The sequence below is a fragment of the Pseudoalteromonas sp. APC 3250 genome, from assembly GCF_030407915.1.
GTDB lineage: Bacteria > Pseudomonadota > Gammaproteobacteria > Enterobacterales > Alteromonadaceae > Pseudoalteromonas > Pseudoalteromonas tetraodonis.
Window position 1 is genome coordinate 20,908 of sequence record NZ_JASDCM010000013.1, and the last position, 20,931, is coordinate 41,838.

The 20,931-nt window shown below is 40.2% G+C and carries 18 protein-coding genes; 6 read left to right on the plus strand and 12 right to left on the minus strand.

The features are described from left to right. Nucleotides 1-27: 27 nt before the first annotated feature. Both katG and QL986_RS13310 read right to left on the minus strand, forming a co-directional pair. Entirely contained in the window at nucleotides 28-2,295 is a 2,268-nt protein-coding gene (katG, locus tag QL986_RS13305) for a catalase/peroxidase HPI (RefSeq protein WP_290191630.1), read from the minus strand. Nucleotides 2,296-2,610: 315 nt separating this feature from the next. Continuing rightward, nucleotides 2,611-3,951, minus strand: a complete 1,341-nt coding sequence (locus tag QL986_RS13310) for an L-cystine transporter (RefSeq protein WP_024601432.1) — start codon at nucleotides 3,949-3,951, stop codon at nucleotides 2,611-2,613. 291 nt (nucleotides 3,952-4,242) lie between these two features. Here QL986_RS13310 and QL986_RS13315 point away from each other — a divergent pair, with 291 nt between their 5' ends. After that, on the plus strand, nucleotides 4,243-4,770 hold the full coding sequence (locus QL986_RS13315) for a hypothetical protein (RefSeq protein ID WP_058155204.1): 528 nt from the start codon (nucleotides 4,243-4,245) through the stop codon (nucleotides 4,768-4,770). A gap of 69 nt (nucleotides 4,771-4,839) precedes the next feature. Here the strand turns inward: QL986_RS13315 and QL986_RS13320 are convergent, their stop codons facing one another. After that, nucleotides 4,840-6,027, minus strand: a complete 1,188-nt coding sequence (locus QL986_RS13320; protein WP_290191631.1) for a GGDEF domain-containing protein — start codon at nucleotides 6,025-6,027, stop codon at nucleotides 4,840-4,842. Nucleotides 6,028-6,284: 257 nt separating this feature from the next. Next, nucleotides 6,285-7,427, minus strand: coding sequence for an alkene reductase (locus QL986_RS13325; RefSeq protein WP_290191632.1), 1,143 nt, complete (start codon nucleotides 7,425-7,427; stop codon nucleotides 6,285-6,287). 110 nt (nucleotides 7,428-7,537) lie between these two features. On the opposite strand from QL986_RS13325, the gene QL986_RS13330 reads away from it, so the two are divergent. Next, a complete protein-coding gene (locus QL986_RS13330) occupies nucleotides 7,538-8,422 on the plus strand; it encodes a LysR family transcriptional regulator (protein WP_290191633.1) in 885 nt (294 codons plus the stop codon). Nucleotides 8,423-8,425: 3 nt separating this feature from the next. Here the strand turns inward: QL986_RS13330 and QL986_RS13335 are convergent, their stop codons facing one another. Further along, nucleotides 8,426-9,694 carry a mechanosensitive ion channel domain-containing protein gene (locus QL986_RS13335; RefSeq protein ID WP_290191634.1) on the minus strand — a complete coding sequence of 423 codons (1,269 nt, stop codon included), beginning with the start codon at nucleotides 9,692-9,694 and terminating at the stop codon, nucleotides 8,426-8,428. Nucleotides 9,695-9,813: 119 nt separating this feature from the next. Further along, the gene (locus QL986_RS13340; RefSeq protein WP_290191635.1) at nucleotides 9,814-11,703 is read right to left on the minus strand and encodes a propionyl-CoA synthetase; all 1,890 of its coding nucleotides are present in this window, start codon (nucleotides 11,701-11,703) and stop codon (nucleotides 9,814-9,816) included. A gap of 203 nt (nucleotides 11,704-11,906) precedes the next feature. Between QL986_RS13340 and QL986_RS13345 the strand changes: the two genes are divergently transcribed. Then, a complete protein-coding gene (locus QL986_RS13345; RefSeq protein ID WP_096038737.1) occupies nucleotides 11,907-12,317 on the plus strand; it encodes an NUDIX hydrolase in 411 nt (136 codons plus the stop codon). On the opposite strand, the gene QL986_RS13350 is transcribed toward QL986_RS13345, so the two are convergent. Together QL986_RS13350 and QL986_RS13355 are read right to left on the minus strand one after the other, a co-directional pair. Further along, nucleotides 12,314-13,075 carry a transporter substrate-binding domain-containing protein gene (locus QL986_RS13350; protein ID WP_024601316.1) on the minus strand — a complete coding sequence of 254 codons (762 nt, stop codon included), beginning with the start codon at nucleotides 13,073-13,075 and terminating at the stop codon, nucleotides 12,314-12,316. The two genes, QL986_RS13345 and QL986_RS13350, sit on opposite strands and share 4 nt — an antisense overlap. Nucleotides 13,076-13,168: 93 nt before the next feature. After that, nucleotides 13,169-14,167: an AraC family transcriptional regulator gene (locus tag QL986_RS13355; protein WP_290191636.1), complete on the minus strand. Its 999-nt coding sequence runs from the start codon at nucleotides 14,165-14,167 to the stop codon at nucleotides 13,169-13,171. 96 nt (nucleotides 14,168-14,263) lie between these two features. Here QL986_RS13355 and QL986_RS13360 point away from each other — a divergent pair, with 96 nt between their 5' ends. Together QL986_RS13360 and QL986_RS13365 are read left to right on the plus strand one after the other, a co-directional pair. Further along, nucleotides 14,264-14,713: an SRPBCC family protein gene (locus QL986_RS13360; protein ID WP_013465770.1), complete on the plus strand. Its 450-nt coding sequence runs from the start codon at nucleotides 14,264-14,266 to the stop codon at nucleotides 14,711-14,713. After that, nucleotides 14,703-15,527 carry a sterol desaturase family protein gene (locus QL986_RS13365; protein ID WP_058155200.1) on the plus strand — a complete coding sequence of 275 codons (825 nt, stop codon included), beginning with the start codon at nucleotides 14,703-14,705 and terminating at the stop codon, nucleotides 15,525-15,527. Before QL986_RS13360 ends, QL986_RS13365 begins: the two co-directional genes overlap by 11 nt. 70 nt (nucleotides 15,528-15,597) lie before the next feature. On the opposite strand, the gene QL986_RS13370 is transcribed toward QL986_RS13365, so the two are convergent. From QL986_RS13370 to QL986_RS13380, 3 genes are all read right to left on the minus strand, one after another. Beyond that, nucleotides 15,598-17,787: a fasciclin domain-containing protein gene (locus QL986_RS13370; protein WP_290191637.1), complete on the minus strand. Its 2,190-nt coding sequence runs from the start codon at nucleotides 17,785-17,787 to the stop codon at nucleotides 15,598-15,600. A gap of 143 nt (nucleotides 17,788-17,930) precedes the next feature. Beyond that, on the minus strand, nucleotides 17,931-18,314 hold the full coding sequence (locus QL986_RS13375; RefSeq protein ID WP_008111424.1) for a hypothetical protein: 384 nt from the start codon (nucleotides 18,312-18,314) through the stop codon (nucleotides 17,931-17,933). Beyond that, on the minus strand, nucleotides 18,311-18,616 hold the full coding sequence (locus QL986_RS13380) for a hypothetical protein (protein WP_008111425.1): 306 nt from the start codon (nucleotides 18,614-18,616) through the stop codon (nucleotides 18,311-18,313). Before QL986_RS13380 ends, QL986_RS13375 begins: the two co-directional genes overlap by 4 nt. Nucleotides 18,617-18,899: 283 nt before the next feature. On the opposite strand from QL986_RS13380, the gene QL986_RS13385 reads away from it, so the two are divergent. Then, nucleotides 18,900-19,322, plus strand: coding sequence for a VOC family protein (locus QL986_RS13385; protein WP_024601311.1), 423 nt, complete (start codon nucleotides 18,900-18,902; stop codon nucleotides 19,320-19,322). Nucleotides 19,323-19,346: 24 nt separating this feature from the next. Here QL986_RS13385 and QL986_RS13390 read toward each other — a convergent pair whose 3' ends face one another. Next, nucleotides 19,347-20,813, minus strand: coding sequence for a diguanylate cyclase (locus tag QL986_RS13390; protein WP_290191638.1), 1,467 nt, complete (start codon nucleotides 20,811-20,813; stop codon nucleotides 19,347-19,349). Nucleotides 20,814-20,931 lie beyond the last annotated feature (118 nt).

Genomic DNA, 20,931 nt, shown 5'->3' on the forward strand with positions numbered 1-20,931 from the left:
CGCTATGGTTGTATTACTTAATGGTAATTAACGGTCTAAGTTCATTACTTTAGTCCATGCCGCAACAAAGTCTTCTACAAACTTTTGCTTTGATGTATCAAAGGCATACACCTCAGCAACTGCACGTAGTTCTGAATTTGAACCAAAAATCAGATCAACCGAAGTAGCAGTGTACTTGTGCTCGCCTGATTGACGATCAAAGCCTTGATAAATCCCCGCATCTGATGACTTTTTCCAAACCGTCGACATATCTAATAAATTAACAAAGAAGTCGTTATTTAGAGTGCCTGGCTTGTCAGTAAATACGCCGTAGTCAGTGCCTTTGTAGTTTGCATCAAGCGAACGTAAACCGCCTACTAACACGGTCATTTCTGGCACGGTTAGGTCAAGCTGATCCGCTTTATCTATTAGCATTTCAGTTGGCGATTTATAGCTTTGTTCAGCATCAAAGTAGTTTCTAAAGCCATCGGCAGGCAGCTCTAATAAACTAAATGCATTAACGTCAGTTTGCGCTTGCGTAGCATCGCCACGGCCAGCATTAAACGGTACATCTACTGTGTAACCTGCATCTTTCGCTGCTTTTTCAATCGCTGCATTACCACCTAACACAATCAGGTCGGCTAGTGACACTTGGCTTTTGCTAAAGAAACTATCATTAAAGTCGGCTTGAATCGCTTTTAATACGTTAAGTACTTTTGCGGTTTCGGCTGGATTATTTACCGCCCAATCCTTTTGAGGAGCAAGCGCAATGCGTGCACCGTTGGCACCGCCTCGCATATCAGAGTCACGGTAACTGGCAGCAGAAGCCCAGGCTACACGTACTAACTCAGGTACACTTAAGTTTGAGTCTAAAATAGCGGCTTTAAGCTTTTTCACAGCACCAGCATCAATGTTTGATTTAGTCTCTGCTGAAATTGGGTCTTGCCAAATTAAGTCTTCTTTAGGAACTTCTTTCCCTAAAAAGTTACGTGGTGGTCCCATATCTCTGTGAGTCAATTTGTACCATGCTTTAGCAAAGGCCAGTTGATACTCTTTAGGGTCATTTAAAAAACGCTCAGCAATTTTGCGGTATTCAGGATCAAATTTTAACGCTAAGTCGGCCGTGGTCATTACTGGTGCGTTAAACTTACCTTTAATATGAGCGTCAGGTACAGCGTTGTGTAACGATTCATCTGTTGGGATCCACTGAATAGCGCCTGCAGGGCTGCGAGTTTGTTTCCACTCAAAGTTAAGTAGGTTGCTTAAGTACAGTGATGACCAGCGGGTAGGTGCTTGTGTCCATGCGCCTTCTAAACCACTAGATACGGTATCTTCAGAGTGGCCTTTACCACATTTGTTTTTCCAGCCTAACCCTTGCTCTTCAATACCTACTGCTGCAGGCTCTGCACCCACACAATCTTTAGGTTTGTGCGCACCATGCATTTTACCAAAGGTGTGGCCACCGGCAATAAGTGCTAGGGTTTCTTCATCGTTCATCGCCATGCGAGAAAACGCCACACGAATGTTCTTAGCTGACCCAATTGGATCAGGAACCCCTTTAGGGCCTTCAGGATTTACGTAAATTAAACCCATGTGCGTTGCACCTAATGGGCGTTCTAATTTGCCGCTAGCATCTTCACGGTCGCTGGCAAGCATTTCTACTTCTGGACCCCAGTAAACCATGTCTGGTTCCCAGTCGTCAGTTCGCCCGCCGGCAAAACCATAGGTTTCAAATCCCATGTTTTCTAGAGCAACGTTACCTGCTAATACGATTAAGTCTGACCATGAAAGTGCTTCTCCGTATTTTTGTTTAATTGGCCAAAGTAAACGGCGTGCTTTATCTAGGCTTACGTTGTCTGGCCAGCTGTTAAGCGGTTCAAAACGTTGTTGACCACCGCCTGCGCCACCACGGCCATCAAGCGTACGGTAGGTGCCTGCGCTGTGCCATGTCATACGAATAAAAAATGGGCCATAGTTACCAAAATCCGCTGGCCACCAGTCTTGAGATTGCGTAAGTAGGGCGTCAATATCACTTTTTACTGTGTCTAAATCTAGGCTGTTAAATGCCTCTGCATAATTAAAGTCTGCACCATAAGGGTTTGAACGTAGATCATGATCACGAAGAGGAGATAGGTTTAGTTGATCTGGCCACCAAAATTGGTTTGTTCTGGTTGCGCCCATTTTAGCCTCACCCATGCCAACAGCACCTTGTGGCTTAGACATTTGTGGTTTTTCTTGGCTAAAAGCAGAGCCAGACATAAGTGCCATACTTATAAATCCAACAAGTGCTTTTTTAGTAAATGATCGGTTTTTCATTGTCAGCTTCCTTAAAGTTAACGAATTTCGTTATATACAAAGCGTATTACTATTATTAAAAATAGAATCTAATAATTTAAAAATTAGTGAGCTTTTACTCCATTCAAGTTGTTGTTTACCAAGCTTGAATGACTAAGCAGTGCGAATAGTATAGTAGAGGGGCTAAAAACCGTGTGCGAAATAAACCGATTGATACAATCTATAAAAATGATTTATTAAAGTTAAATGATTAAATAAACAAATCATTAAAGAGCTTTGAAAGTGGCAGACATAAAAAAGCCCAGCGTAGGCTGGGCTATTAGATTAAAATCTGTGTTATTGATTTTTCATTAATTTGCTGGTGATCACACCTGAGGTCATAGAGCCTGATACGTTGAGCGCAGTGCGTGCCATATCTATTAAGGGTTCAATAGAAATAAGTAAAGCCACAACCTCTATAGGTAATCCCATGGTAGGCAATACAACCAACGCTGCGAAGGTAGCACCACCACCAACACCTGCAATACCAAACGAGCTAATAACTACAATACCAATTAACGGTAAAATAAACTCAAATGTAAGTGGGTCTATCCCCACACTTGGCGCAACCATCATTGCGAGCATCGCAGGATAAATACCAGCACAGCCGTTTTGACCAATAGTGGCACCAAAAGAAGCCGATAAGTTAGCAATTGCTGGTGGTACTTTTAACTGGTTAATTTGCACATCGACATTCATAGGAATGGAGGCCGCTGAGCTACGTGAGCTAAATGCAAAGGTCAGTACTGGCCAGATTTTTTCAAAATAATGCTTTGGGTTTACACCCACAAAGCTAAGCAATAAGCCATGCACAACAAACATTAATAAAATAGCCACATACGAGGCAACAATAAAGGCAAGTAAATTTAAAATATCGTTACTGCTAGAGTTTGCCACGACGCTTGCCATTAAGCCCGCAACACCATAAGGAGTGAGTGCAATCACCATGCGAACTAAGCTCATTACCGTAGCTTGTAGGGCGTTTACACCGTTACGAATTGGGCTGGCAAGTTCTGTTTTTTCCAGCATTACTTTACGTGCAGCTATACCAACAAGGACACCAAATATAACCGTGGCAATAATAGAGGTTGAACGTTGATTACTTAAATCCGCAAAGGGGTTTTCAGGAATAAAGCTCAGTAGCATTTGCGGCACGCTTAAGTCGGCTACATTCGCAGCTTTGCTTTGTAGGGTGTCCATTCTAGCGGCTTCTCGAGTACCCGAAACAAGCCCTTCAATGCTCAAGTCAAATCCATAGGTGACAGCAATACCCACCAAAGCGGCAATTGCTGTGGTAAAGAGTAAAACAGAAATACTAATAAATGATATTTTACCTAAAGAGCCTTGGTTTTCGAGCTTTACCACTGCGGCAATCATAAAAATTAATACCAATGGCATGATGATCATTTTTAATAAACCGACATAGCCTTTACCCACCACGCTTACCCAGCTGAGTATTTCTTTAATCGTCTCTGGAGAGTGGGCAAATAAAAACTGTAGGGCTAAGCCAAAGGTGCTACCAAGCACTAAGCCAAATAAAACGGTACGAGATAAAGAGCTGCTTTTTTGCGAAAAAAGATAAATCGCGAACAGCAAACCGACAAATAATGCCAACATTAATAATACAGCAAGCGACATAGTACCCTCTTTTATAGCTGTGAATTAGCGCGGCACTTTAACGCTTTGTAAGACGTTAACAAAATACGCTTTCGCTATGGTATAGAATTAAAATGAATATAGTAATAATATTAAAGTATAACGAATGAGCACATTGTTGAAAAAATTAACCCATATGATTGTATTTTCTTTAATTTATGGCGTTTACTAGATGAAAGTAAGATCTTAACTACAGTTAAAATCGTAACCTTAGTACGCGGTAATAAGTTAATTTGTTCACTTTAGTTTTTATTTAAAAGAGGGAGTAGAGGTATGTTAAAGGCAATAATGGCACTGGTGATGGTTTTAGTGGTTAGTGGGTGTTCAACCCAATACCCAAACCAAGCACTACTTGGTAAGCAATTTCCTACTGTGACGGGAGAAAGCTTAGAGCAACAGTCATTCACCATTCCTGAGGACTTTAACAACCCCAATACGTTGCTGTTAATTGGTTATAAACAAGATAGCCAGTTTGATATTGATCGTTGGCTTATTGGTTTAGATATGAGCGCAGTGGATGTGACCGCTTATGAGTTGCCCACTATTCAGGGGATGGTTCCTCGTATGTTTAGTACCTTAATTGATAGCGGTATGCGCAAAGGGATCCCAAAAGAGTTGTGGGGTGGGGTGATCACAATTTACAAAGATGGCGATAAAGTTCAAGCATTTACTGGTAACGAAAACCCTAACAACAGCCGCGTAATACTGCTTGATGAGAGTGGCAAAATTATTTATTTTTATGACCGTGGCTTTTCGGTCTCCGCGTTAAATAATTTAAAAGCGGTGATTGAAAAGCAATAGGTTGCAGATAAAATTAGTTGCCTTTGGGCACGCTATGACTAAACGTTAGCGTGCCACGTTATAAAAGCATTATTCGCTTACGTTGTTTCTGCCTTTCTTTTTAGCTCTATAAAGCGCTAAATCAGCATTTTTTAAAGCCTCGTCAAAGGTTTGTTTTGCTGTTCTTTGTGCTACGCCAATAGAAACAGTCACGTTCACCGTTTTATTGTCGCTTGGCTGTTTACCTTTGCGAGATTTTTTATCTGTGCGTTTTGGGTTTCTGATCACCATGTCGTAAGTTGCAATATTTTGACGCAGTGTTTCGAGTTCAGGAATTGACTGCTCAGCTGTTTTTCTTGGAAATACAACGGTAAATTCCTCTCCGCCATAACGGTAAATCTTGCCACCCCCTTTAACGCCACTCATTTTTGCTGCTACTAGCTTAAGTACTTGGTCGCCAATATCATGGCCATAGGTGTCGTTGAATTTTTTAAAGTGGTCAATGTCGAGCATAGCAACGGTGTATTTTCGCCCTAATGATAGAGCAAGCTGATTAAGTGCGCGGCGCGTTGGTAAGCTCGTTAAATCGTCTCTGTAAGCTAAATAATAAGAGTCGGTACTCACCGCTAATAAATACAAAGAAGCCATAAGCACAGCAATGACAGACCAAGGAAAATCAATAATATGTTGTTGGTTAAGGCACCACACAATAAAAGTAATGAGTAACGCCGTTTGCGTCAGGTTATGTGTTCTTACGCTTTGCCAAATGAGTAAGCAGCCAATGAGCGACAGTGGTAAAGCTATGGGTAAATAAGGAAGCAGTGGCGTATAAACAGAAGGTTGTAATGATAGCCCTTGTAAGTGCAAACTCAGTGCCAGCCACGCAAACGCTGCGCCGCCACATAGAATAATTAATAAGGTTCGGGTCGCAGTGTGTATTGATAAAAGTGCGCGATCTTTTATCACGGCTAACAACATTAATAAACTTGCAGCGCATAATAAAACCCAATCAGATTGCGTTTTAAGCCAACTTGACCACGGCAAAGCATACTCAAGTGAACATAAATAAAGTAACCAAAACGCGCACAAAATAGCAACTCGACTTCGATTAAACTGAGTGGCAAATATAGCGGTAATAATCAGTAATGGATAAACAAGATTATTAATAAGAGAGAGCTTACTTTGCCATTGGGTTTGAAATTGAGTTAATAACAAAAATAATCCACACACGGCTAAAAGACTCAAAGAAGTTGATTTAACTCCTGCTAATTTTAACAACCCATGCTCCAAAGACCGATGCCTAAAAAAATAAAAGCTTATTGTATTGATATATAAAAAACATTACTACTTTAATGCTTGTTAATTATTTAAAAACAATACTTTAAAACTAATTTTAATGCTTTTTATCGACATTTTTTAACCAAATGTATGACATTTTAGTAAATGTAAAAATAGTGAGCAGATTAAATTCAACAAAGTGGGAGACGATGTAAAAAGCGTTTAAACATTGAATAAGGCCATCCATGGCCTATTAATTAATCGTTTTTGTAGTAAGGGTAGTCACTGTAACCTTGCTCAGTCCCGCCATACATAGTGGCTGCATCGGCTTCATTTAATGGCCATTGATTTTTTATGCGCGCTGGTAAATCAGGGTTTGCAATAAAAGGGCGACCAAAAGCAAATAAATCACCGTAGCCTTTAGCTAACATCGCCACCGCTTTTTCAACAGTGTACTTACCAGCGTAAATAATACGCCCAGAAAATTCAGCTCTAGCTGCTTGATAAAATTGCTCTGGTAAATTAGGGGCATTGTCCCAATCAGCTTCTGCAATTGAAAGGTAGGCAATACCGGCTTGTTCAAGTACTTTAATCGCTTCAATGTAGGTATGGTGCGGGTCTGATTCTACTAACCCTAAATAAACACGGGTTTCATCAGTACTGCTAAATAAGGGCGCAAATCTAACCCCTAAGCGCTCAGGGCCTACTACTTCACTTACTGCCGCGACAATTTCTTTTAAAAAGCGCAGGCGATTAGTAAGAGAGCCGCCGTATTCATCATCTCGTTTATTGGTGTGCTCAGAAATAAACTGATTTACTAAATACCCATTAGCACAATGCAGTTCTACACCATCAAACCCCGCTTCTAGCGCATTACGGGCAGCTTGTGCATACATGCCAACAAGCTCTTTTACTTCATCGGTTGTTAAAGCTTGTGGTTCACTTGGGTTGGCTAAAGCGCCTTGAGCCGGTCCTGTTTCAATAAAGACTTTAACGCTATCAGCTGTTAGAGCTGAGGGAGCAATAGGTTTGGCTTCATTAGGCTGTAAGCTGGTATGTGAAACGCGGCCAACGTGCCAAAGCTGGGCAAAAATAATTCCACCTTCTGCATGTACTGCATCAGTTACTTTTTTCCAACCAGCTATTTGTTGATTAGAATGAATGCCCGGTGTCCAGGCATACCCTTGTCCTCTTGGTTCAATTTGAGTGCCTTCGGTAACCATAAAACCAGCACTAGCACGCTGTGCATAATATGTGGCCATCACCTCGTTGGGGATATTGCCAGGAACTGTGCTGCGTGAGCGGGTAAGTGGCGGCATTACAATACGGTTTTTAAGTGTGTATGGGCCTAAATTGATTGATGAAAATAGACTGTCGATATTTTTACTTGGTTGACTCATTTTAATACCTTTTAAATTAATAATGCTGTTTAGCGCCAATTACAATGTTGGTGAGCATAGGGATTAAAAGGTACAATTTGAAACAATGCTTTTTTGTTTAAGATACAATTATGAATGGTATATCTCGGCTTGATATAAAACAATTACGAATATTGAGTGCATTACTTAAACTAAAAAATGTGTCGGATGTGGCCCGCAAAATGGGCTTAACCCAGCAGGCTATTAGTGAGCAGCTGCGAAAATTGCGTGACTTATTTGACGATCGGCTTTTTATTCGCCAAGGCAATACAATGGTTGCAACACCTAAAGCAATTGCACTAGAGAAGCCCATTAATCAAATATTAACTCAGGTAGAAGCGTTATTAATACCTAAACAATTTACCCCAAGTAGTTACAAGGGCGTATTTACAATAAGTGCGACTGATTACGCTATAGCAGCTCTTTTGCCACAATTATTAGAAATAACAAGACGTGAAGCGCCAGGATTAAAGCTGATTATTCGTGACTTTGCCTCTGATAATGTTAATCAATTAATAAGTGCAGGAGAGCTGGATTTATTAATTAGTTTTCCTGAATTTATCCCTACAAACTTAATCTATGACACATTATTTGAAGAACAACATATTTGTATTGCGGGGAAAAACACGGTGTTTTCTACATCGACGTTGAGCCTTGCTGAAGTGGCGGCACACCCTCAATTAGTGGTTTCAGCGTCACGTGCTAACTTACGAGGCTCTCACGACCAATGGTTTGCTGATAAGGGCTATGCGCGCAATATTGTTATGTCAGTGCCTGGCTTTTCATTTGTCCCCGATTTGCTCTGCAGTACTGACTTAATTGCTTTTTACCCATCGCGTTTACTGCCAAACGCCAAAGTGAAACAGCTTGAAGTTGAATTATTACCACCGCCATTTAAGGTGATTGCAGCGTGGCATCCACGTTCAAATAACAGCGATATTCACCAGTGGTTAATAGCGCAATTAAAACGGATTTAGTGACTATTTAATTAGTTGACGAATATCGTTCCCTGTTGGTGCCTCATGGGCACGTAACGAAAAGGCGGGTAATATCGCTAATATATGGTCAAATATATCTGACTGAATATTTTCATACTTACCCCAATTAGTTGTATTGGTAAATGCATAAATCTCAATGGGTAAGCCATTTTTAGTTGGCTCTAGCTGCCTTACCATCAGTGTCATTCCCTGATGAATATATGGATGCTGTTTTAATAGCGCGACTAAATAATGACGAAATGTGCCAACATTAGTGAGCCGACGACCATTTAACGTACAGCTCATATCTATTTTTTTCGTGGTATTTTGCTCGTTAATAGCCGGTAGGGTAATTTCGAGGTAGTGACTTAATAAATCTGCTTTTTTCAGCGCGGTGATTTCTTGTTCATCTAAAAAGCGCACACTGCTCATTTCTATATGGATACTCCGTTTTATGCGCCTGCCACCGGATTCTGACATACCGCGCCAGTTTTTAAATGAGTCAGAAATTAGCGCATAGGTTGGAATAGTGGTAATGGTTTTATCCCAATTTCTTACTTTAACTGTGGTCAAGGCTATATCAATCACATCGCCATCTGCGCCGTATTTGGGCATTTCTAACCAATCACCAACCGCAAGCATATTGTTTGCTGAAAGCTGAATACCGGCCACCAGCCCTAAAATAGCGTCTTTAAACACCAGTAGCAGTACAGCCGATAGCGCCCCTAAACCACTGAGTAATATTAACGGGGATTTATTCATTAATAATGAAATCGCTAAAATACCGGTTAATACGCTGGCGATCAGTTTAATTGTTTGTAAAAAACCACGTAATGGAAAGTGAGCTGCAATGGGTTGCCTGTCAGATATTGCTTGAAAAATATTGAGCATAGAGAACAGCGAGAGCAGTGCAAATAAAATGATCCACTGATCAGTAAACATCTCAATGATATGTAAAAAAGCCGTTCCTTCTGGAACCCAGAGCCTAGCTTGTATAACAACCACTGCACCTTGTAAAACAAAGGAAATATTACGTGTTAATTTAAGCGCTAAGTCGGCAGGCGTGTGGGTATCGGTTTGAACAACTTTATCACTAAAGCGGCCTTTAAGTAGTCGTTTTGAAACTGACCTTAAGATGAGGTGCAATATGAGCGCAAATAAGCCAACCCAGCACAGTACTAATATGTTGTACCATAAATGCGCACTCCCAGGAAAATAAAGACTAAACCATTGCAGTAAAAATTCTCGCAGCTGCGATCGTATTTCAGTCATTTATATTCCCAAGAGATTTATTTGCGTGAGTTTCATCTATTTAATGAAATCTAGTTAAGCAGATGGGGCGAGAAAAGTCTATTTAAGCCGCGCTTAAATAGACTTTTTAAAAATAATATTTATATTTTATTTTCAGCAAGTTGCAGAGTTAACTCCTCAAAAATACTCGGATCGTCAATGGTTGATGGAATTTGCAGTTCTTCACCATCAATAAGTTGACGTAAGTTTTTGCGTAAAATTTTACCTGAGCGTGTTTTTGGTAAGCGCTCTACACACATAATATTTTTAAGACACGCAATAGCGCCGATTTGATTACGCACGGTTTGCACCAATTGCTGCTCTACTTCTTTATGCGATCCATGAAAATCATTTTTTAATACCACCATGGCCATGGGGTTTTGACCCTTGAGCGCATCATTAACACCAAATACGGCACATTCAGCAACCGCGGGATGAGCGGCTACAATTTCTTCCATTTCACCGGTTGATAAACGATGCCCCGCGACATTAATCACATCATCGGTGCGGCCCATAATAAATAGGTAGCCATCATCATCAATATAACCGCCGTCGCCAGAGAGATAATAGCCTTCATATTCACTTAAATAACCGGCTTTAAAGCGTTCGGTATTTTGCCAAATAGTGGGTAAACATCCTGGCGGTAAAGGCAGTTTAATAACGACTGCACCTTGTTCATTGGGGGCGCATTCGTCACCATTCATATCTAAAATACGTACGTCAAACCCAGGAGTCGCAACCGTTGAACTGCCTGCTTTTGTAGGTAGGTGCTCAATGCCGACAGGATTACAGGCTATCGCCCAACCAGTTTCTGTTTGCCACCAATGATCAAGCACAGGTAGGCCTGTTTTTTCTTTGAGCCAATCGTAGGTGGGGGGATCTAAGCGCTCGCCTGCTAAAAACAAGCGTTTCAGACTTGAAGTATCGTATTGTTTAAACCCATCGGCATTGGGATCTTCTTTTTTTATCGCTCTAAAGGCTGTCGGTGCGCTAAATAAAGCCGTTACTTTATACTGTTCAACCACTCGCCAAAATGCGCTAGCATCTGGAGTTCTAACCGGTTTACCTTCAAATAAAATAGTGGCGCAGCGGTACATAAGCGGGGCATACACTATGTACGAATGGCCTACAACCCAACCAATATCCGAAGCGGCCCAAAACACGTCACCAGGTTTCATTCCGTATACGGTTTCCATGCTGTAATGCATGGCCACGGCATGGCCGCCATTTTCACGAACAACCCCCTTGGGAGTACCCGTTGTGCCTGACGTGTATAAAATATAAAGCGGGTGATCGCCACTTACCGGAACAGGATCAACGCCAGTAGCTGTTTGCATTGCAACAGCCCAGTCAATATCACGCTCAGGCATAAGTGGTGCAGTTACTTGCTCACGCTGATAAATAATACAATGCTCTACTTTATAAGAGGCTGATTCGAGCGCGTTATCAAGTAACTCTTTGTATTCAATTACGGTATTAACTTCCACACCGCAAGAAGCACTGAGTACTAACTTAGGCTTGGCGTCATCAATTCTTACGGCAAGCTCATGCGCTGCAAACCCGCCAAATACGACCGAATGAATAGCGCCGATGCGGGCGCAGGCTAACATACCAATTACGGCCTCGGGGATCATGGGCATATAAATAACCACGCGGTCGCCTTTTGTTACGCCTAAAGACTGCATTACTCCTGCGAATTTAGCGACCTCTTGTTGTAGTTCAAAGTAGCTGTAGCTGCGCGCGGTATGGGTTACGGGTGAGTCATAAATTAACGCTGTTTCATCACCATGGCCTGCAATAACATGCTGATCTACCGCTAAAAAGCAGCTATTAAGTTGGCCGTCGGCAAACCAGTGATATAAACCGTTTTCATCTTGTGTGTAAGCTGTTTCGGGAGCCTGGTACCAAGGGAGGCGTTTACTTTGCGATAACCAAAACGCTGCCGGGTTTTGTTTAAACTCATTGTAGTGTTGTTTGTATTCACCTGACATAAAGGCTCCTGAGCAAAATTTAATATAACTTTATTTAAAACTAAGCGCTTTTTATCAGGAGTGATATTCGACTATGGTCGGTTAAATAATAAACGGATTGTGTGGTTTTTAGCTAACGCTATGGTTTATAACGAACTAACGACTAGTTTGATGATTTAAATGAGGTAACATATAAAAATGATGAACTATTTAATGTGGTAATAATGAGTCAAGTTGTCAGAGTAGGCGTTGCAGTGATAGTAATGCATGATAATAAAATTTTACTCGGTGAGCGAATAGGCGCACATGGTGCAAATACCTGGGCAACCCCTGGGGGGCATTTAGAATTTGGTGAAACGGTTGAGCAATGTGCAGTGCGCGAAGTAGCAGAAGAGACAGGGCTTACTGTTACTAATATTCGTAAACTCGATTTTACCAACGATATTTTTAGCGCCGAGAACAAGCACTATATTACTTTATATGTACGGGCAAAGTATGAAGGTGGCGAGCCTGTGAATAAAGAGCCTAACAAATGTTTACAGTGGCGTTGGTGCGATATTAATAACTTACCTTCACCTTTATTTACTTCATTGAAAAATTACTTAACGCAAGGCGTTTTACCTACTCAATACTAAAGGCGCGTTGGAATAGGGAGTTGCCATTTATTTAAAATTTGTTGGTATTCACCGCTTTCTTTTATAGCGTTTAATCTATCAGTAATAATTTTCGCTGTTTGCGGGTTAAGCTGCTTACTTGCTGCAAAGTGAAGAGAAGAAGGTAGCTCATCTAAATGTATACGCTTAGTAATTAAGTTTGGGTCGAGCCCTGCTCGCTTTAACTCGTTTTCAAGGGTGAGGGTGTTAGTCACCACAAAATCGATACGATTTTTATACAGCATTCTCCATAGCTGCTGGTAGTAACTGACTAAGACTAAATTCTCACTTTCAGTAAAGCCTTGAGCTTCTAAATAAGCTTGTGCAGAATAACCGCGAATAGTGGCTACTTTGTATTCTTTGGCAAAGTTTAAGTGAATCACTTCATCGTTATGACTGCGTAAACTTACTAGGTATGCATCTGCAAAATACACTTTTCCCAGCCACTTAAACTGGCTGTTTCTGTTTGGCGTTTTTAACAGTGACAGCATGATGGCATTAGGATTAGCTTGTTGTTGTTGAAACATACGCGCCATCGGCATTATTTCAAACGTTGCTGTTAAAGCCGTGCCTTTTAATACTGCTTTAGCGATATCTACTAAGGCACCCTGCGCTTCACCTTGAGGGTTTTTAAAATGATAAGGGGGCAAATCTTCAGCGATGAAGGTAACCGGGTTTGCGTGACAGACCGCACTATAAAAAACCAATACAAAAACAGTTAACATCATACGCAAACGCATAAATAATTGTCTTTAAAGCAATACATGAGGCTAGTGTAAATAAAATCAATAAAAAGGTACACGTTAAATGTGTGTTTTAGGTAATCAAATTGTTTAATTATTGTTTTTTATAAATTGACGAGGTGAGCATTGATACCAGCGCTTAAAGGCGCGATTAAAAGAGCTTTGATCATTAAACCCCAACATAGTTGCAATACTGCTTAGCGAATAATGAGGAATATATGTTAACAAACGGCGTTTTTGCTCTTGCTCAAGAAGAGCGGCAAAATTGGTGTTTTCTTGCTTTAGATGACGTTGCACTGTGCGCGGGGTCATATTTAAAGCACTAGCCGTTCTGATCAGTGAACAGTCCTGCAAATCGTATTTAGCCATTAAAATATGATTAATTTTTTCTGTTAATAATTGCTGACTTTTAAACTGGGATAGCTGTTGCTCTGACATTTGCTTTAGCACAGCGTTAATCTGGGAGTTATCGGTTTTAAAAGGAAGGGTTAAGTAACTACTTGGAAACTCTACTTGATTAAAGTTAGCGCCAGCTTTTACTGGGCAATTAAACCATTGCGCTAATTGTTGTAACTCACTGTCTGAAAAATGTGCTGTAAAATAAACGCAACTAGGCGAAAGCTGAGGATTAAGCAGTTGGCGTATAACACTTACCCACGCGGTCATATTTCGTAATACGGCTTGTGGAGTGCACTGTGGGTCTGCTAACCAGGTTACCTTGCAAAGTGTTTGTTGCTGTTCAAACTCAGCACGCCCTATGTTAGCCACTAAACTGTCGTAGCTCAGTAATGCAGTAATGGCACTGGCTAGATTAGTACTCGATTCAATTAAATACCCAAGTACACCAAAATCAGCGGTACGTATTTGTTTTCCTAATTCAAACCCGAATAAGGAGTCATTTAGCGTTTGCTGTGCATAACTAAGCAGCGCATTATAGCTTTTTAAGCTAATACGAGGCGCTAATTGTTGTGTTTGCTTATTTGTATATTCATCAAATTCAATGGCAGTTAGTATCTCTTGGCTATCTAATCCTGTGCTTTGAAGATAATCCAAACAGCTAGAAAAGTAATGATCGGCTAAGGTTTTCATTTGTCGCCTAAAGCTAAAAAATAGTCATCTAATCGCAAGTTTGCCATGCAATATTTTTATATGCTAGAGATCTATAAAAATAATATGGGGCACACAATGATTGAGATAAACGTTAAACATAGTGTGGCAGCAACGCCTGAACAATTACGCACCTTATTATTAGCGCATGCTGATTTGGGGCGCTTTTTTAATGCGCAGTTTGAAGTGTTAACACCGCAAGACTCGGGTGAAATAAGTGGTGGAAAAGGCACCATTAGACAAATAAAAATGCAAGGTACAACATTTAAGGAGCAAATAATAACGGCCGATAATAGCCACATTTGTTACTGCATTTTAGGGGATAAACCCGTTGCACAGCACCGTGGTGATATTTACTTAAAAGCCAATAATACTCAGCCATCACTCACCGAGATCAGCTACCATATTCGTTGTATTGCGCCTTTGTGGTTACCCGACTTTATACTGGTTTTTTTTATAAAAAAAGATGTTAGCCAAGCACTTAAAAAAATAGCCAGCTATTTTCAGGAGAAAGGTCATGAGCATTGAAATTATTTTATTGGCACTGAGCCCTATTTTTTTGCTGTTTGTAGGGGTTGAGTTTATAAAATTTAGACGTTACTACGATATAAAAGACAGCTTAGCCAACGCGTTACTTGCTTTATTACATCAAGGCGCTGATGCCATTGCGTTATTATTATTAATGCCGTTTTTTTATTGGTTGTATCAGTTTCGGCTATTTGATATTGAATTGACGCTATTTACTGTATTAGGCGCTTTTTTACTGCAAGACTTTTTATACTATTGGTTTCATCGTGCATCACACCATATTCATTGGTTATGGGCCGCTCATGTAGTGCATCATAGTTCTACTAAAATGAACTTTACCACGGCATTTAGGCAAAGTTTAATGTATCCGCTGGCGGGAATGTGGCTATTTTGGTTGCCGATGATATTAATAGGCTTTGAGCCTGTGATTGTTTTTGCGGTGGTGGCACTTAATTTGGCTTATCAATTTTTTGTACACACGCAAGTGGTAAAAAAGCTCGGTTGGTTTGAAGAATTATTTAATACCCCATCGCATCATCGGGTGCACCACGCTATAAATAATGGCTACTTAGATAAAAACTTCGCTGGCGTTTTAATTATTTGGGATAAATTATTTGGCACTTATGTAGAAGAGGATGAAAACAAGCCCTGTAAATACGGCATTATTGGTCAATTAAACAGTAATAACCCAATCAAAATCACCTTTCATCAGTGGCAGTATTTATTTAAAAGTACTTACCAAGCTAAAGGGTTAAAAGCCAAGTTAAACGTGTTGTTTGGCTACCCAACAAGCTCTCAAAGTAGTAATAAGTAAGCCTATTTTTATATAAAAAAAGCCAGGAGCAAATAGCATCACTCCTGGCTTATCTCACAGTAAAATTTAGTTATTTGGCCGTTGTGATCACTGTATCAATTAAGTGTACAACGCCATTACTAGTGTAAATATCAGTGGTTGTTACATTGCTGCCAGCTACTTGTAGTGATGTAGCCGGTAAGCTTACTTGCCACCAAATATCGTTCACAGCTTGACCATTATTCTGACCAAATGCCGTATCACCTGAGAAGGTATATAAAGGGCGGCCAAGGTAAGCTACTTGCATGCTGTCATCTGAGCGAGCAATCAATGATAAACCCGGAATATTTTCAATCGATGCCGCAGTGCCTAACACGGGTGGCCACGTTGTTGCACAAGCTGCTTCACATACGCTCATTGCCTCACCTAAGTCGTTATCAAATACATACACGGTTTTACCAGGCATTGCATCGGCCATACCCGTTACTAAACGATTATTTGTTGCATCATAAGCTACGCTGTCTGTTGCTGTATTTTCGATACTGGTAAAATCTACCACGTTTACGCTTAGCATATTATCAGCAAGTGTAGTGACCATTTTACCATTGGCTGCAAATGCATCGGTACTTCCAACTTGAGCGCCTAATACATGTTGAGTCAAAACACCTGTTAGTGCAGCGGTGTCAGCCAATAAGGCATCTAAATCAGCGGAAGGGATTTTACTAAATGCCGCATTTGTTGGTGCAAATACAGTAAATGATTGAGTGGTATCGTTAAACGTATCAACTAACCCTGCTGCTTGCAGTGCAGTTACTAATGTAGATAATGCAGGCGTTTCTGTGGCAACTGTTGCAATAGTTTTAGTCGGTGTGCCGACTTCAGCCGGTGGCATAATCACTTTATTTAATACATGAATAACGCCGTTGCTAGCGGTTACATTTGCCTCTGTGATTGTCGAATCATTGATAAATAGCGAGCTATTTACATAAGAAATAGCAGCCATGTCGCCATTGGCCATTTCTACTTTGTTACTATTGCTATTAGCAATGGCTACAGCGTCATCAGATAAAACAGTGGCGTCAGGGAATACATGGTAAAGCAAGATATCACGAAGTGTATCTGTATCAGCTAACAGCGCATTAATTGTATCCTGACCGAGCGCTGCAAATGCATCATCCGTAGGAGCAAATACACTAAAAGTGTTATCTGGATCAGCAACTAACGTATCTAAGCCTGTTGCCGTTAGCGCAGCAAGAAGTGTAGTAAAGTTACCATTTGCACTGGCTATATCAGCAATTGTTCCTGCGCTTTGCGGTAAGGTTACATCAGAAATAATAACCGAATCGATTACATGGATAACACCGTTAGAAGTCATAATATCTTTAACAATGATGTTTGCACCGCCAAACGACAACATATTTGTATCTGCGTTTATCGCAATTGGAAGTGTATTGCCTAATAGCGTTTCAGCTGATTGGCCGTTTAAAGACATTGCAGTGACTGAATCAACTGACCCAACAAGTACATGCTGCTTTAAAACATCCGCTAAAACGGTTGGGTTTGCCAGCAGTGTATTTAAAAAACCACTACCAATTGCTTCAAATGCAGCGTCGGTAGGCGCAAAAACGGTGAACTCTTTCGACGTATCCGCCAGTGCCGATGTTAAGCCTGCAGCGTCAAGTGCGGCAAGCAAAGTACTAAAGTCGCCTGCTTGTTGAGCTGTTTCAACAATATTGTTGGTTGGCGGTGTTTCTGACACTGTTTTGGGTGTAAGTACTGCGTCAATAACATGAATAATACCGTTGTCGGTTTTAATGTCGGTCATTGTTACCGTGCTGGTATTAACTAATAAGCTTTCACCATTTAAAGACAGTGCAATACTTTGTCCGTTTACCGTTTCAACGGTTGACCCAGCCAAACCAATTGCTGCTTGCGCATCTACTCTGCCAGAGATCACATGGTAAGTTAAAATTGAGCTTAAAGTATCAGGATCAGCTAATAAATTATTGATAGTTTCTTCACCTAATAACGCAAATGCATCATCAGTAGGAGCAAAAACGGTATAGCTGTTAGTTAAATCGTCTAGTGTTTCATCTAGACCTGTTGCTTCTAAAGCTGCAACAAGGGTAGTGAATTCTCCAGAGTCCTGCGCGGCATCAAAAACAGAAACGGCTGGTTGTGGATCTACAGTGACAGGGGCGTTGTTATCGTCGTCGCTACTACAACCTTGAATGAGTAACAAGGGAAGTATGATAGCACCGAGCTTAAATACTTTATTCATAATTTTTCCTTTAATTGAATGTTACAGTGTTACAGCTTTGTGAACTCTACGTAGCCAAACTCTGTATTGATCAAAAAAAGGAGCGTTATTTTTGTACGATTTAATAGGTGTAAGATTTAATTGAACTTTTATTCCAGTAAGTCTTAAATTTTAGTTTTTTTACTGCGAGGCGCACCCAGTAAAATAAAAAGGTGGCAAATACACACTGATAAAAATGCACTAATTCCCAAAGCGCCACCAAAGCCATCAAGAATGGGAACCAAATAGGCAAAAAACAATGAAAAGATAATTGCTGAACTGGCAAGCGTATAAACACCAAAGCGGTGAGGGGCGCTCATGCCAATAAAGGTGCCGCCAAAAAAAACGATACTATAGAGTTCTGCGTTGAGGCTCAGCTGTGCAAAAATCAAATAGGCAATAATTGAGAGTGCAGCTGAGGCTCTTATAGCATCAAAGCGGTTATGCTTTGCTAAATAAAAGGTAAAAAAAGCACCAGCCAAGGCTAATACTGGGTATGTAATAGTCATATCAGCAATCCTTTAGCTAAAACAAACAGGGCTACACTGGCAAATGCAATACTGCCTAATCGTCCGCCAAATCCTGCAAATACATTAAGTGTTAGTGTATATAAAACAGCGCCAATGGCAGAAATAATAGCGATTTCCCAATAGTTGCTAATTAAGCTGGTGGAACACATACCGGCAAAACTACCTGCATAAATGGAGGCATAAGGGTGGTTTTGATAACGTGCAGGAAACGGAATAAATGAGCCGATAAGGCCTGTTAAAGCAGCAGACACAACAATAGGTAATGCCAATGTGGTATGCATTATAAAGCACGACAAGCAGCCGATAAAAAAGGTGATGAATTTTAAAAGTATGAATTTAGTCATAAGGCGCACATCATAAAGGTTCAGTTTTAGCTTTAATAGTTAAAATCGACGATTTAAGACTAAAAGCGATATATGGCTTCCAAAAGAGCAAATAACCGTGGCTTTAAATTAAATGTACGCAATGAATGACTAAAAATAATGCCGTTAATGTTCTATAAATTACAAATTATGTATAATGCAGCATATTTCATATATTAAAAGTTATAACCTAAGGTAATTTATGTCTAACTGTTTGCATTTGGCTATTCCAGCTGGTGATCTTGAAAAAGCGAAAGCGTTTTATTGTGACGTGCTTGGTTGTAAAACGGGTAATAGTGAAGCTGGGCGATGGGTAGACATTGATTTTTGGGGTAACGAGTTAACGCTTCATCAAAGCACAGAGCGCTTACCAACAGTGCGTCATGATGTTGATATGGGCGCAGTAGCTGTACCGCATTTTGGTATTCACTTATCTGAAGATGAATTTCAGGCGTTAAAAACTCGGATTGCGGCTGCTGGTCTCGAATATTTAGATAAGCCTTACCGCCGTTTTGTAGGTGATGAATTTGAGCAAGAAACGTTTTTTATTGAAGATCCAAATGGTAACGTTTTAGAAATGAAAACCATGGTAAACCCAGAAGTCTTATTCAAAAAAGGCGAGTAATGATTATGCGCCTAAACGATTACTTTAGGCGTTTTCTCTAGTGTAGGTTTGCTTAGCCTGCGCTTTTCGTAATGACTTTTTTTGATACATTGCTTCATCACCGGCTTTTAAAACCTCATCTAAATTTTTAGGCGCTTCGCTATAGTTTATTTGCCCTACGCTTGCGTAAATAGCGATGGTGTTGCCTTGGTGTTCTAAGCTAAGCGCATTTAATTTTTGTTCAAGGGTCGCAACTCGCTGGTTAATTTTATCTTTGCTGGTAAATAATGCCATAGCCACAAACTCATCTCCGCCTAAGCGGCCAACTGCGTCTTCACTGCGCATATGCTGACTAATTGACTCTGCCACCGTGCAAAGTACTTTATCGCCAACATCATGGCCGTAGGTATCATTTATTGCTTTAAATCGGTCTAAATCGATATATAAAAAACACAATACGCCACCACGTTGAGCGTGTTTTTTTAATAACTCATTGGCTTTTAAACTCCAGCCTCGGCGGTTATAAATATGACAAAGATGATCGTAATTAGCGTGCTGTTCAGCCTGTTTTTTAGCATAACTGAGTCGTTGAATTCGCCTACCAACTGCAATAGCAAGAAGCAGAGATTCAATCGTAAAAGCAATCACAAACCCATAACGCTGTATAAAAGGACTGTATTCGGTTAGTAACACTCTAAATATCATGCTGATAAATACACAGCTTAAGGCAATAAATACCAAGCTGGCTTCGTTAACGCCTTGTTTAGCTTGCACAGCTGAGAGTATAAAAATGGTCATCACAATCAGTAGTGACAAATAGCCAGTAACGATTGTGGTGATATTAGTAATAGCGGGTAAATCTAAAGCTATTTTTTGTAAGCACAGAGTCAGTACACATAACGCGATAATTTTTAATGCATAACTTAATTTGCGCCAATACTCAGGTAGCTCTAATAGTGCGCTCATAAACCAAGTAGCACTGACTATAGTTAAACCAATGCTTAATGTATAAAGGTGGCTGATATATGCAGAAAAGTAGCCATTGGTAAATAAATAGGGCTGGCCTTCTTGTAAAAAAATAAAGCTAGCGATACAAAAAAGATAGATGCCATACAGTTTAAAAATAGCGTCTTTAATGCCATAACCTATTATTAAAGCATAAAAAATAAGCGTTGCGCATAATCCATAAAACACCCCAAATATTAAATTGTACAACTGCACCTTTTCAATAAATTGCTGTGAGTCTAGCCAAGTAAACCGGGGGTTATAGCTGGCAGTAGTGGTTAAAGTTAGCTTTGCATTAAAGCTGCCTTGTTCCATTAAAATAGCCATTTGATTTGTTTTTAAAGGGGCTTTTAATTGGTTATTTTGTTGCCACGAAAAACGTTCAAGTGCAGGGCGAGTAAACGTAAAAACACCGCTTTGGTTTAGCGTACATACCAACTCAAATTGGTTAATGCCTTTTTCTAGTTTTATGTCTGCAGCAATACCTTGCGATAAGGGAATGGACACGCTGTTTGCGATAGATTTTAAATTGCAGCTATCTTTTGCAATAGCTGTATTGCAGATAAGAAAAATAAAAAATAAAGCACCGCAAAGTTTAATACATAAGGAGGTGGTTGTATGTAAG

Coding starts and splice junctions, on each gene's coding strand:
- QL986_RS13365 (WP_058155200.1), top strand. CDS start 14,703: ATGAGCATTGAAATTATTTTATTGGCACTGAGCCCTATTTTTTTGCTG.
- QL986_RS13350 (WP_024601316.1), bottom strand. CDS start 13,075: ATGCGTTTGCGTATGATGTTAACTGTTTTTGTATTGGTTTTTTATAGT.
- QL986_RS13330 (WP_290191633.1), top strand. CDS start 7,538: ATGAATGGTATATCTCGGCTTGATATAAAACAATTACGAATATTGAGT.
- QL986_RS13370 (WP_290191637.1), bottom strand. CDS start 17,787: ATGAATAAAGTATTTAAGCTCGGTGCTATCATACTTCCCTTGTTACTC.
- QL986_RS13385 (WP_024601311.1), top strand. CDS start 18,900: ATGTCTAACTGTTTGCATTTGGCTATTCCAGCTGGTGATCTTGAAAAA.
- QL986_RS13340 (WP_290191635.1), bottom strand. CDS start 11,703: ATGTCAGGTGAATACAAACAACACTACAATGAGTTTAAACAAAACCCG.
- QL986_RS13345 (WP_096038737.1), top strand. CDS start 11,907: ATGAGTCAAGTTGTCAGAGTAGGCGTTGCAGTGATAGTAATGCATGAT.
- QL986_RS13380 (WP_008111425.1), bottom strand. CDS start 18,616: ATGCATACCACATTGGCATTACCTATTGTTGTGTCTGCTGCTTTAACA.
- QL986_RS13325 (WP_290191632.1), bottom strand. CDS start 7,427: ATGAGTCAACCAAGTAAAAATATCGACAGTCTATTTTCATCAATCAAT.
- QL986_RS13355 (WP_290191636.1), bottom strand. CDS start 14,167: ATGAAAACCTTAGCCGATCATTACTTTTCTAGCTGTTTGGATTATCTT.
- QL986_RS13310 (WP_024601432.1), bottom strand. CDS start 3,951: ATGTCGCTTGCTGTATTATTAATGTTGGCATTATTTGTCGGTTTGCTG.
- QL986_RS13360 (WP_013465770.1), top strand. CDS start 14,264: ATGATTGAGATAAACGTTAAACATAGTGTGGCAGCAACGCCTGAACAA.
- katG (WP_290191630.1), bottom strand. CDS start 2,295: ATGAAAAACCGATCATTTACTAAAAAAGCACTTGTTGGATTTATAAGT.
- QL986_RS13375 (WP_008111424.1), bottom strand. CDS start 18,314: ATGACTATTACATACCCAGTATTAGCCTTGGCTGGTGCTTTTTTTACC.
- QL986_RS13315 (WP_058155204.1), top strand. CDS start 4,243: ATGTTAAAGGCAATAATGGCACTGGTGATGGTTTTAGTGGTTAGTGGG.
- QL986_RS13335 (WP_290191634.1), bottom strand. CDS start 9,694: ATGACTGAAATACGATCGCAGCTGCGAGAATTTTTACTGCAATGGTTT.